Origin of the sequence: Sporocytophaga sp., assembly GCF_017745095.1 — a bacterium.
Lineage (GTDB): Bacteria > Bacteroidota > Bacteroidia > Cytophagales > Cytophagaceae > Sporocytophaga.
The window spans coordinates 162,780-175,367 of sequence record NZ_JAGHZZ010000003.1 but is presented as its reverse complement, the minus strand read 5'-3'; the positions used below and the strand labels follow the sequence as shown (position 1 = coordinate 175,367).

Below are 12,588 nucleotides of genomic sequence, written 5' to 3'. Positions count from 1 at the left end.
AAATAAAGAAATCTAAAGTAAGAATCAAATCTTTCAAAAGCAACCCTTTAGCACTTTTAGTAAAGAAGTAGCTCTTCGATCTTCTCTTTCATACGTTTTTTAGGCAGAAAGTTTTCTTCCAAAGCCGGAGAAAATGGAACGGGTGTATCCAGACTACCGACCCTTACCACAGGTGCATCCAAGTATTGAAAACATTTTTCTCCAATATATGCTGCTATTTCTGAAGCAATACTTCCTGTAAGTGTATCTTCAGTAATAACAATTGCCCTTCCGGTTTTCTTAACGCTGTTTTCTACAGTTTCCTTGTCCCAGGGCAATAAAGTTCTTAAATCAATAAGGTCCGCAGTGTAATTCCCCAGGTTTGCAACAATTTCTTTGGCCCATATTACCGGAAGGCCATAAGTAATTATGGATATATCATTTCCCTCAGTTACCATTCTGGCTTTACCAATAGGTTCTGTATAATAACTTTCCGGAATTTCTTCTGAAACAGAACGATATAGGAATTTGTGTTCAAAGAAAAGAACAGGATTCGGATCCTCAATTGATGCATTCAGAAGACCTTTTGCATCATGAGGTGAAGATGGAAAAACTACTTTAAGCCCCGGCGTATGAACAAACCAGGCTTCATTGGACTGAGAATGAAACGGTCCCGCCGCCGTTCCTGCTCCCGTTGGCATTCTTACTACTACATCAGCATTTTGTCCCCAGCGGTAATGAATTTTTGCAAAATTATTAACTATCTGATTAAAACCGCTTGTTACAAAGTCGGCAAACTGCATTTCTATAATTGCCTTGTAATCATTGATTGACAAACCTAATCCTGTACCAAGAATTGCAGACTCACAAAGGGGAGTATTGATGATTCTTTTTTTTCCGAATTTTTCAACCAGGCCTTCGGTAACTTTAAATACTCCTCCATATTCTGCTACATCTTGTCCCATGAGCACTAGTTTGGGATACTTTTCCATGCTTTCCCTGATGCTGTCGGAGATTGCATCTACATATCTCCTTTTAACTTTTTTTTCAGAAGATGGCTTGATCACGACTTGGTCAAAGGGAGCATAGACGTCACTTAATTCAACAGCAGTATCTGCACTTGCTGTAGGGGCTTTGGCTACCTGAGCCCAGGCTTCATCAATCTCTTTTTTAATTTCTTTTCTAACTTCCTGTAACTCAGAATAAGTGAGAACATTCTGTTCAAGCAAGTATTTTTCATAATTCTCTACCGGATCTTTTTGTGACCATTTTTCAAAAAGTTCTTGAGGTACATACTTTGTTCCAGAGGCTTCTTCATGGCCTCGCATTCTGAAAGTAAGAGCTTCGATAAGGATCGGACGAGGTTTGCTGCGAATGCTGGCAGTTGCCTTTTTTACAGCATCATATACTTCAAGAATGTTATTCCCATCAATTTGCAAGGCATCGATACCGTATGCGGGACCTTTATCCGTAAAACTTTTGAATCGGAATTGCTCGTTATTGGGAGTAGATAAACCATAGCCATTGTTTTCTATCATGAAAATTACAGGCAGGTTCCAGACTGCAGCCACATTTAGAGCTTCATGAAAGTCTCCCTCGCTGGTTCCTCCGTCTCCGCTAAATACAAGGGTAGCTTTATTCTTGTTTTCAAGCAAATCGGCCAGAGCAATACCATCAGCCACCGCGAGCTGAGGGCCAAGGTGGGAAATCATTCCAACGATGTGATGTTCTTTTGTTCCAAAGTGAAAGGAACGGTCCCTCCCTTTGGTATAGCCGGAGAGTTTTCCCTGGAATTGAGAAAATAGTCTGAACAAAGGCACTTCCCTGGAGGTGAAAATTCCAAGATTTCGATGAAGGGGAAGAATGTATTCATCTTTTTCCATCGCCATTGCAGAACCAACAGCTATTGCTTCCTGGCCAATTCCCGAAAACCATTTGCTTATTTCATTCTGTCTAAGCAGAATAAGCATTTTTTCTTCTATAAGCCTGGGTTTTAAAAGCCCTGAGTAAAGGCTTTTCAGTAAATCGTCGGAATATAATTTCCTATTGAAATTCATATTTTTAAAAAGTAGATTAGCAAAAATAAAGTATTCGCAATTTTCCTGTTATTAAATGGGAAGGTTTTTTTATTTTTCGCCCCCAAATATGATCATTAATGATTAAAGAGGGTTATTGTTTAAAATCAGGAGTGTTAGATGATAGAATATAAGAGTTTTGTGTTGGATAATGGATTGAAAGTTTTTGTGCATGAAGATCCATCCAGTCCCCAGGCGGTAATTAATATTTTGTATAATGTAGGTTCAAGGGATGAGTCGGAAGAAAAAACCGGATTTGCACACTTATTCGAACATTTAATGTTCGGTGGGTCAATTAATATCCCTTCTTACGACGAACCATTAGAAAGGGCTGGTGGAGAAAATAACGCTTTTACTTCCACTGATATCACTAACTATTACATCACAATTCCTTCAGTAAATATTGAAACTGCATTCTGGTTGGAATCTGACAGAATGCTCTCTCTATCTTTTGAACAAAAAACACTGGATGTTCAGAAAAGCGTGGTGATTGAAGAGTTTAAGCAGAGATATTTAAATCAGCCTTATGGAGATGTTTGGCTGAAGTTGCGCCCACTAGTCTACAAGAACCATCCATATAAATGGGCAACCATCGGTAAAGAAATCAGTCACATTGAAAGCGCTGAGATGCAAGATGTGAAAGACTTCTTCTATAAATTTTACATTCCCAATAATGCAATCCTTGTTATTGCTGGGGATATTACTTTTGATCGAGCAAAAGCATTGACAGAGAAATGGTTCGGCCCTATACCTGCAGGAAAACCTTATTTGAGGAATCTGCCAGCAGAGCCTGTCCAAAAGGAAGAAAGACGACAGGAAGTTATTGTTGACGTTCCTTTGGATGCTCTTTATAAAGTATACCACATGCCAGGTAGAATAGATCCTGAATATTATTCTTATGATCTTTTAAGTGATATTCTCGGGAGGGGAAAGTCTTCAAGGCTTTACGATAGACTTGTAAAAGAAAAAGAAATATTCAGCTCAATCTCTGCACATGTGTCAGGTACAGCAGATCCTGGATTAATTATTATAGAGGGAAAGCTTAATGGCAGTTATACATTGGAAGTTGGAGAGGCTGAAGTACAGAAAATAATTGATGAGCTTGTAGCTGGTAATATTACAGATGATGAAGTAACAAAAGTGAAAAATCAATCGGAAGCCTCAGTATTATTTGGTGAAGTGGAATTGCTTAATCGTTCTATGAACCTTGCATTTGCTGCATTTTTAGGAGATCCGGAAATAGTAAATAAGGAATCTGAAATGATTCAAAATGTTACGAAAGATTCAATTATAGCTGCTGCTAAAAGAACATTCAAACCTGAAAATAGCAGTACTCTTTATTACAGAGCAAAATCAAAAGTAAATGAAAATTAAAGTTGGGTTTGGGTATGATGTACACCAACTGACCGAAGGACGCGACCTTTGGCTAGGTGGAGTAAAGATAGAAGCGAAGTTAGGCTTGCTTGGGCACAGTGATGCGGATGTATTAATTCATGCAATCTGCGATGCTATTCTTGGCGCTGCTAATATGAGAGATATAGGCTTTCATTTCCCCAATACTGATCTTCGATGGAAAGGCGCTGATAGTAAAATTCTTCTTAAGGAAGTGTGCAGACTGATAAGAGAAAAAGGTTGGGAAATAAGTAATATAGACGCCAGTCTTGCAATGGAAAGGCCTAAAATTAATCCTCATATTCCTAAAATGCAGGAGATCCTGTCAGAAACAATGAATATCCCACAAGAGGATATTTCGATCAAAGCAACTACTAATGAAAAGTTGGGATACATTGGGAGGGAGGAAGGTGCGAATGCTTTTGCTGTTGCTCTTATTTTTAAAAACTGAAAGCGAAAACCATAAGGCACAAAGCGAAAAACAGAACTTTAACTTTCAGCTTTTCGCTTTGTGCTTTCAGCTTATAAATGTGGTATCGGATCTGCTGACCCGTCAGGATCATTTTTTACCGATCCATCTTTCTTAAAGTTCTTGCCACGCATCACAAGGATTCCAGCCATGTGAGGAGCTGCCATAGAAGTGCCGCTTATCGTTGCATAACCTCCATTCTTGTATGTTGAAAGAATTTTTACTCCTGGAGCACAATAGTCAACAGTTTTCCCATAATTAGAGAATGACGCAAAAGTGTCCGTTGAATCCATGGCTGAAACAGTGTAGATATTTGGATGGTCGACTCTGGCAGGAGAAGAACTATCTGCTTTAATACCTGAATTTCCTGCTGCTATTGAAAATACAAAGCCTTTATTGGCAGCGTTAAGCACTTCTTTATCAAGAGAGGGAGAATATCCTCCTCCTAAGCTCATATTTACTACATCTCCGGCTTTTCCATTCTGTTCAATATGCTGTACAGCTGCTATAATATTTGAAATACTTCCTTTCCCCTGAGCATCCATAGATTTCAGAGCAATTACAGTAGCTCCTGAAGCAACTCCGACAACTCCGAATCCATTGTCTTTAGCTGCTATGATCCCGGCAACATGGGTGCCATGGCCATGGTCGTCATTAACAGTTGTGCCGGGAATAAATGACTTTGATTTATATGCGTCTACTACCAGGTCTGGATGGCTAAGATCAACACCTGTATCGATTATCCAAACATATTTTCCAGATCCTTCGGCGTGACCAACCCTCTTTGCTCCCCAGCCTGCTGCCTGATATTCAACCCGGGCAGGGCAATCACTGATAGAGACAATCTTATCTTGTTCAAGATATTCTATATTAGGATCCTTTTTTAATTTTTCTACTTCTCCTGTTTCAAGCTTTATGGCAACGCCTTTAAGATTACCGTCAAAAGTACGAAGTATCTTTTCCGGATCAATTTTATTTGATCTTAGTACTTTATGAAAAGTCCTTGTACCCAGTTTTTCACCTGTTTCAGCATATTTTACAATATACTGGCCTGGAATGACTTGTCCGTTGTCCAGTGCTGATGCTGTCAGACATTCGTCTTTGTTTCCGCTTGATGGAGGTGTAGTTGGTGAAGTAGGGGTTTGCGTTGTAGGCTCCACTTCTTTCTCTTTTTTACAAGCAGAAAATAGTAGCGTCAATGCAAGCGAATAGGGGATGATTTTTTTTCCTTTTCTTAAAAGATTTGAAAACATAGAGGATATTTGAAATTTAAATCTGGCTGTGATATAGAGCCCTGAATTATTTATAAACCCTCAACATAATCCTTCTGTGCTATGGTTCAGTCGCGTGAAAAATTGTACAGTAGAAAAGCTAATCTTTATTGACAAGCGTAGCAATTAATTTAGAAGAACGAAAGTCGCTAAATAAAAAAGCGAAGAGGTTTCTCTTCGCTTTTTTTGATATTTTTTAATCAGATAATTCTTAGATAATCATTCCAGCTCCAACTGTCTCGTTGGTAAACTCGTCTACAAGTATTACGCTTCCTGTAGATCTGTTTTTCTTATAGCTATCAAAGAATAAAGGATTGGTAGTCCTAATAAGGATTCTTCCAATGTCATTAAGTCCGATAGTTTTATCATCTTCAATTTTGTGTAAAGTGTTGATGTTAACTTTGTAACGAACATCTTTTACAACACATTTAGCTTCTCTTGAAGTATGTCTGATAATATATTTTGCTGCCGGGTTTAATTTTTTGTCATTCAACCAGCAGATCATCAATTCAACATCTTGACTTGCACTTGGCTGATTGTTTGGCTTCACAATCATATCTCCACGGCTGATATCAATATCATTTTCAAGTGTTATTGTAACTGACATTGGAGGAAATGCTTCTTCAAGTTTTCCATCAATGGTTTCAATAGTTTTAATTTTGGAAGTAAATCCTGAAGGAAGTGCAATCACTTCATCGCCTGGTTTGAAAACTCCACCTTCAACTCTTCCTGCATAACCTCTGAAGTCATGATACTCCTCGCTTAGCGGACGGATCACCCACTGAACCGGGAATCTTGAATCAACATAGTTAAGATCAGAATTGATGTTTACATTTTCCAATGTATAAAGAAGTGTTCCTCCTTTATACCAAGGCATGTTTTCAGACTCATCCACTACGTTATCTCCATGCAACGCAGAGATAGGAATGTAACGGATATCTGGTACAGATAATTTTGAAGAGAAGTCGGAAAACTGTTGTTTTATTTTTTCGAAAACTTCTTCTTTATAGTCAACAAGGTCCATCTTGTTAACGCAAATGATAATATGTTTTATCTGAAGCAAAGATGCAATAAATGCATGTCTGCAAGTTTGTTCCACAACACCATGTCTTGCATCTACAAGTACGATAGCTAGGTTTGCTGTAGAAGCTCCAGTTACCATGTTTCTTGTATACTGAATATGGCCCGGAGTATCTGCTATAATGAACTTTCTTTTTGGAGTGGCAAAATATCTGTAAGCCACATCTATGGTAATACCTTGTTCTCTTTCAGCTCTAAGTCCGTCTGTGAGTAATGCCAGGTTAACATATCCGTCACCTCTCTGCTCACTGGTTCTTTCAATGGCTTCCAGCTGATCTTCAAAGATAGATTTTGAATCGTAAAGCAGTCTTCCAATCAGGGTACTTTTTCCGTCGTCTACACTTCCCGCTGTGGTGAACCTTAGAAGGTCCATTTCAAGATAGCTATTTTTAGTTTGTGTTTCAGTCATTGCATTAAGGCTGTTATAATTTCAGTCGGCTAACTGTTTGAAAATTGTACGTCTTGAAATTGATTTATTAAAAATATCCTTGTTTCTTTCTGTCTTCCATTGCAGCTTCTGATCTTTTGTCGTCAGCTCTGGTACCACGCTCTGTTTGACGCGCAGCAGCAACTTCCTGGATGATTTCATCAAGGGTAGACGCCTCTGATTCAACAGCACCTGTACAAGTCATATCACCAACAGTTCTGAATCTGATAGTTCTCTCTTCATAATGCTCATCTTTTAAAAGAGTGATATAATCAGATTTTGCTAAAAGCATTCCGTTTCTGTCAACAATGGTTCTTTTATGAGAAAAATAAATTGTTGGAATTTCAAGTTTTTCCATGGCGATATATTGCCACACATCCATTTCAGTCCAGTTACTTAAAGGAAATATTCTGAAGTGTTCTCCTGGGCTTTTTTTGCCATTGAATAAATTCCAAAGTTCTGGTCTTTGATTTTTTGGATCCCACTGACCAAACTCGTCTCTGTGAGAGAAAAAGCGCTCTTTCGCTCTAGCTTTTTCTTCATCTCTTCTGGCTCCGCCGAAGCATGCATCAAATTTAAACTCTTCAATCGCATCAAGAAGGGTGATGGTCTGAAGTCCATTTCTACTTGGGTTTGGTCCTTTTTCCTCAACAGCTCTTCCTTGATTTATTGAGTCCTGTACATTTCTGACAATAAGTCTTGCTCCAACTTTTTTCACAAGATCATCTCTGAAGTCCAGAGCTTCCTGAAAGTTGTGTCCTGTATCAATATGCATCAATGGGAATGGTAGTTTTGCTGGCCAGAATGCTTTCTGTGCAAGTCTTACCATCACAATAGAATCTTTTCCTCCCGAAAAAAGTAATGCTGGTCTCTCAAACTGTGCGGCCACTTCTCTCATGATGAATATCGCTTCCGCCTCAAGCTGTTTCAGGTGACTTAAATTGTAGGAAATCATAGGTTATAAGGTTTGAAAAGCCAAATATGGCTTAACTATTACAATTTTAAGGTTAATTTATTTTTATCTTTTTGTAAACTGCCGTTAAGATCTCTTCCTTGCACATATCCAAAGGCTTAAGATCTGTCCTTACTTCCAGACTAGGATTCTGGGGTTCTTCAAAAGGTGAATCCAATCCAGTGAAATTCTTTAATTCCCCATTTCTGGCTTTGCGATACAATCCCTTTACGTCTCTTTGTTCACATATCTCGAATGGACAATTCACATAAAGTTCGAAATAATCCTCAGCACCGATAATATTTTTGGCCATATTACGGATTTCTTCTGTTGGACTTATTAAAGAACAGATAGTTACAATTCCGCAATTAAGAAATAATTTTGATACCTCTGCTGCTCTTCTGATATTTTCTATCCTGTCAGATTCAGAAAAACCAAGATTGTTATTTATACCTGTCCTTAAATTGTCGCCATCCAGCAGCTGTGTCAGGAATCCGTTTTTATGTAGTTCTTGTTCAATGGCTTTAGCCAAAGTGCTTTTCCCGGAACCAGAAAGACCCACCATCCAGATCACAACAGATTTTTGGTGTAAAATCGTTTCCTTATCTTCTCTTTTAAGAATTCGATCAAATATAGGATGAATATTTTCCAATGGATGTTAAGAAATTTTAATCTGTAAAAATACTACATTTTCAGTAAAAAAAAGAGAGAATGATCAAAATTATCTAAATTTGAAACTCAATAAATAGAGGAATCATGCAACTGCCTGAAATTAATTTTGATAAAGTTCAAGAAATAGCCCTGGGGGCAGGCAAATTAATCATGGAAGTCTACAGTCTGCCCGACTTTACTGACCTTATTGATACTAAAGCCGATAATTCACCATTAACGCTCGCTGATAGAAAATCCAATGATTTTATTGTTGCTGGCTTAAAGAGTCTTACCCCGCAAATTCCTATTATTTCAGAAGAAGAAAAAGAAGTTCCATTTGACGTAAGAAAAAACTGGTCAATTTTCTGGTTGGTAGATCCTCTTGATGGAACAAAGGAGTTTATTAAAAGAAACGGTGAATTTACTGTAAACATAGGTTTGATTGTAAATGGTTATCCGGTTGCTGGTGTTATTTATGCGCCTGCTTTGGATGAAATGTATTTCGGTCAGCTTGGCAAAGGAAGTTTTAAAAGCAGTAACGGGAAAACTTTCCCCATTAAAGTAAGCGACAGAAAAACCGATCTAATTGGTGTTGGAAGCCGCTCACATGCTGCAAAAGAGGAAGAAGATTTTTTCTCAAAATTTAATGTGGCAGACAGAATTTCCAAAGGAAGTTCATTGAAGTTTTGTCTCCTTGCTGAAGGAAGTGCTGATCTTTATTATCGACATGGCCCGACTATGGAGTGGGATACTGGCGCAGGCCAGGCCATTGTGGAAGCAAGTGGTGGGGTTGTAGTAAATCTGGGTAAAAAAAGATTTGAATACAACAAAGAGTCATTGCTTAACAGTAGTTTTATCTGTGCTTCTGATGAAGTATTTCTTAGCTGAAAGTTGCGTAAAGTTTTTGTATGATTTCCTCTGAAATTAGTTATTCTGTTGTTGTACCTGTATTTAACAGTTCTCACTCTCTTGTGGAGCTGAGAGACAGAATTGATGCTGTTTTCAAAAATGAATTGAAGGAAACATACGAACTTATTTTTATTGATGATGGCTCTGAAAATGAACTGACATGGCCGTTTCTTAATGGTCTTTCAAAAAAATACAAAGAAGTTACAAGCATCCGTCTGATGCGGAATTTCGGCAAGCAGGGCGCTTTGCTTTGTGGTTTCACCAATGCTAAAGGTCGTTATATCATTACAATAGATGACGATCTACAGCATTTTCCGGAAGATATTCCTTCTCTTACTGCGCTAAATTCTCATGATGTGGTTATTGGTAGGTTTGATAAAAAAGAACACACCATAAGCAAAAGAATTTTTAGCAGAATTAATAACTGGTTTGAGGCTAAGCTGCTTGGTAAACCTGCACATATCAGAAATAGTCCTTTCAAGCTTATAAAGGCGGAAGTTGTTAAAGCCTTTTTGCAAATTAAAACTCCAAATCCATCTGTAAGTGCATTGCTCTTTTATGTTACCAAAGATGTAAAGAATGTAAATGTTCGCCACGCAAAAAGGCCTTATGACAAATCCGGCTTTACACTGAAAAAGATGTTTGCTACCTTTGCGAATATGCTTTTTAATAATAGTAGTTTTTTGTTGAAGCTAATTGCATATGTCGGTATCTCTATTTCGTTTTTTAGTTTTCTGTTAGCCTTGATCTATTTTATAAAAAAGCTTACTGTAGGAATACCGGTTCCAGGTTATGCATCTTTGGTGACAGTGACCTTATTTATCGGAGGGCTTATGCTTTTCTCAATTGGCATAGTTGGAGAATATCTGATCAGGATCATTAATGGTGTAGAATTGAAGCCTGCCTATGTTGTCAGGGAAAAATCAGTAGACTGAGATGAGAAAGACTGTAGTCATTCTTCAGTCAAATTATATTCCCTGGAAAGGATATTTTGATTTAATCAATAGTGCTGATGAATTTATTTTTTATGATGACGTTCAATACACTACTGGCGACTGGAGAAACAGAAATAAAATAAAAACAGATGAAGGTACAAAGTGGCTTTCCATTCCTGTTGGAGATAATATTAAAAGAACGATAAAAGAAGTAAGGTTTATAAATAATGATTGGAAAAGAAAGCACTTCCAGATACTTGAAAAATATTATTCTAAAGCGCCATTCTATGAGGTTTCACTACCTCTGATTAATAAATTGTATTTTAATGAAATTGAGACATTATCAGAGTATAATCAGTTTGCAATAAAAGAAATTTCTACTTGTTTGGGAATAGAAACCATATTTAATGATTCTTCCATATATGCTCCGGAAGGAGATAAAATAGGTCGTTTAATAGATATTCTTTTAAAGACTGAAGCAACAGAATTTTTGTGTGGGCCCGCAGTGAAAAATTATTTGAAGCAAGAATCAATACAAGAAAAAGGGATATCATTGAGATACTTTGATTATTCCGGTTATAAAGAATACAATCAGCTCTTTCCTCCCTTCATTCATGAAGTAAGCATTCTAGACCTTATATTTAATGAAGGAAAACACTCGATCGAATTCCTTAAAAGTTATAAAAGTTGAAATTTTTTTTCGTCACCGGTTTATATAGGTCAGGAACAACCCTCCTGGAAAAGCTTTTATTCCAGCACCCTTCTGTCAGCATTGCATTTCAGCCGTATCCGTCTTTTTATCATTTAGTGAAAAAGAGATTTAATGAAATGCAAAATATTTCATCCGTTTATCCTATCAATACTCGATTGGATAATGAGTATTTTGAAATGCAGGATTTTATTGAATTTCTCAATCGCTATAAGCTTAGCGAAACAGATAAGGTAAACTTAGGAAGTGAATCTTTACTTCATTCCAGCGATGGCTTTATTGATTTATTCAAACAGCTTCAGGTAGCAGCAGGAAAGGACTTAATAACAAAGGAAACATTATATGTGGGTAGTAAGGAGATATTGTGTGAAGATTTTATCGGAACACTTCTTGAAAATGGTATACGTGTAATTCACATAATAAGAGATCCTAGAGATGTGCTCAGTTCTGCAGCATTAGGAAAAGAGTATACAGGTAAAGTCAGGCCATTGCTGTATACAATAAGAATGTGGAGGAAGTCTGTTGCATTTCGTATTCATTATTCTGAACATCCACTTTTTTACTCTATCAGATATGAAGATCTTGTTACGTCTCCTATGTCTGTAATGAAAGAATTAGCTGGGTTTATGAATGTCCAAGAAATAGAATTGCAGTCGAGGCTCATAGATCAGCAGGGGAATATTTGGAAAAGCAATTCATCATTTGGGAAAAGTGAATTGATCTCCTCTTCATCAATTGGCAAGTATAAAGAGATTCTCGATGATAATTCCATTGTGTATGTCAATACGCTTTGCACTCCCGAATTAAAATATTTGAATTATGAATGTGAAGATGTTAAAGATCTAAAAGAAGTTTTCGAAGTATTTAAAGAACCATTCCCCATAGACAATGATTTGTTTCAGCATGATTATTCGGTCAGTGAAATAAATCAAAATATGGAAATTAAAAGGGCGGGCCTTCTAAAGACAGATAGATTTTCAAGTAAAGAAATAGAAAAGCATTATCAGTTTGAATCGGTATATAAAATTTTAAAAAAGCATGCAATCTAAAATTGAAATAATAAAAACAGAAGATGGGTCTCATTCTCTTTATATACCTGACATGAAAGAGACCTATCACTCAACTCACGGAGCATTGCGTGAATCAGAATATGTATTTATAAAAAACGGACTGGATTTAATAAATACAGGTAACGAAATCAATATTCTTGAAGTAGGCTTTGGGACTGGGCTCAATACATTTTTAACTTTTCTTGAAAGTGAAAAAAATGCAATGAAAATTTTTTATCAGACAATCGAGCCATATCCATTAGAAGAAAATATTTTTTCAGCACTGAATTATCCCGATATAATAGCTCCGGATAAAAGCAGTTTTTTTTATGACTTTCATAAGGTTCCTTTTGGTGAAAAAATACAGTTTAGCAAAGATTTCGTCTTTCAAAAGCATTTGCAAAAGCTTGAACACTTGCAAATGCAACCTGAATTTCTTGACCTCGTATACTTCGACGCATTTGCACCTTCAAAACAACCTGAACTTTGGGAGTTAGGGAATTTTGAAAGAATTTATGGATGGTTGAAAAATAAAGGCGTAATCGTAAGTTATTGTGCCAGTGGTCAATTTAAAAGAAATTTGAAGGCTGCAGGCTTTTTTGTTGAGACGCTTCCTGGCCCTCCGGGAAAAAAGGAGATGACAAGAGGAAGAAAATAGTTGTCATAACATTAAAAAACTGTATTTTTGAA

General features: G+C 37.0%; 12 protein-coding genes. 7 read left to right on the top strand and 5 right to left on the bottom strand.

The window, feature by feature from the left end; all coding sequences use genetic code 11:
* Positions 1-56 precede the first annotated feature (56 nt).
* A complete protein-coding gene (locus J7604_RS05955) occupies positions 57-2,036 on the bottom strand; it encodes a dehydrogenase E1 component subunit alpha/beta (RefSeq protein WP_293892547.1) in 1,980 nt (659 codons plus the stop codon).
* 138 nt (positions 2,037-2,174) lie between these two features.
* Between J7604_RS05955 and J7604_RS05950 the strand changes: the two genes are divergently transcribed.
* Positions 2,175-3,428, top strand: coding sequence for a pitrilysin family protein (locus J7604_RS05950; protein ID WP_293892544.1), 1,254 nt, complete (start codon positions 2,175-2,177; stop codon positions 3,426-3,428).
* The gene (ispF, locus tag J7604_RS05945) at positions 3,418-3,897 is read left to right on the top strand and encodes a 2-C-methyl-D-erythritol 2,4-cyclodiphosphate synthase (RefSeq protein WP_293892541.1); all 480 of its coding nucleotides are present in this window, start codon (positions 3,418-3,420) and stop codon (positions 3,895-3,897) included. Before J7604_RS05950 ends, ispF begins: the two co-directional genes overlap by 11 nt.
* A gap of 71 nt (positions 3,898-3,968) precedes the next feature.
* Here ispF and J7604_RS05940 read toward each other — a convergent pair whose 3' ends face one another.
* The 4 genes from J7604_RS05940 to cysC all read right to left on the bottom strand — a co-directional run bounded on the left by J7604_RS05940 (position 3,969) and on the right by cysC (position 8,297).
* The gene (locus J7604_RS05940; protein WP_293892538.1) at positions 3,969-5,168 is read right to left on the bottom strand and encodes a S8 family peptidase; all 1,200 of its coding nucleotides are present in this window, start codon (positions 5,166-5,168) and stop codon (positions 3,969-3,971) included.
* Positions 5,169-5,397: 229 nt separating this feature from the next.
* Positions 5,398-6,675 (bottom strand): sulfate adenylyltransferase subunit CysN, encoded by a 1,278-nt coding sequence (cysN, locus tag J7604_RS05935; RefSeq protein WP_293892535.1) that lies wholly within the window; start codon positions 6,673-6,675, stop codon positions 5,398-5,400.
* Between the two features lie 67 nt (positions 6,676-6,742).
* Entirely contained in the window at positions 6,743-7,648 is a 906-nt protein-coding gene (cysD, locus tag J7604_RS05930) for a sulfate adenylyltransferase subunit CysD (RefSeq protein WP_293892532.1), read from the bottom strand.
* Positions 7,649-7,700: 52 nt separating this feature from the next.
* Positions 7,701-8,297, bottom strand: a complete 597-nt coding sequence (gene cysC, locus J7604_RS05925; protein WP_293892529.1) for an adenylyl-sulfate kinase — start codon at positions 8,295-8,297, stop codon at positions 7,701-7,703.
* A gap of 104 nt (positions 8,298-8,401) precedes the next feature.
* Between cysC and cysQ the strand changes: the two genes are divergently transcribed.
* Genes cysQ through mnmD form a run of 5 tightly spaced genes read left to right on the top strand, consistent with a single transcriptional unit; the run spans position 8,402 to position 12,556 of the window.
* The gene (gene cysQ / locus J7604_RS05920; protein WP_293892526.1) at positions 8,402-9,184 is read left to right on the top strand and encodes a 3'(2'),5'-bisphosphate nucleotidase CysQ; all 783 of its coding nucleotides are present in this window, start codon (positions 8,402-8,404) and stop codon (positions 9,182-9,184) included.
* 20 nt (positions 9,185-9,204) lie between these two features.
* Positions 9,205-10,140: a glycosyltransferase family 2 protein gene (locus tag J7604_RS05915; protein ID WP_293892523.1), complete on the top strand. Its 936-nt coding sequence runs from the start codon at positions 9,205-9,207 to the stop codon at positions 10,138-10,140.
* Between the two features lies 1 nt (position 10,141).
* On the top strand, positions 10,142-10,831 hold the full coding sequence (locus J7604_RS05910; RefSeq protein WP_293892520.1) for a WbqC family protein: 690 nt from the start codon (positions 10,142-10,144) through the stop codon (positions 10,829-10,831).
* A complete protein-coding gene (locus J7604_RS05905; protein WP_293892517.1) occupies positions 10,828-11,898 on the top strand; it encodes a sulfotransferase in 1,071 nt (356 codons plus the stop codon). Before J7604_RS05910 ends, J7604_RS05905 begins: the two co-directional genes overlap by 4 nt.
* Positions 11,888-12,556, top strand: a complete 669-nt coding sequence (gene mnmD / locus J7604_RS05900) for a tRNA (5-methylaminomethyl-2-thiouridine)(34)-methyltransferase MnmD (RefSeq protein ID WP_293892514.1) — start codon at positions 11,888-11,890, stop codon at positions 12,554-12,556. Before J7604_RS05905 ends, mnmD begins: the two co-directional genes overlap by 11 nt.
* Positions 12,557-12,588 lie beyond the last annotated feature (32 nt).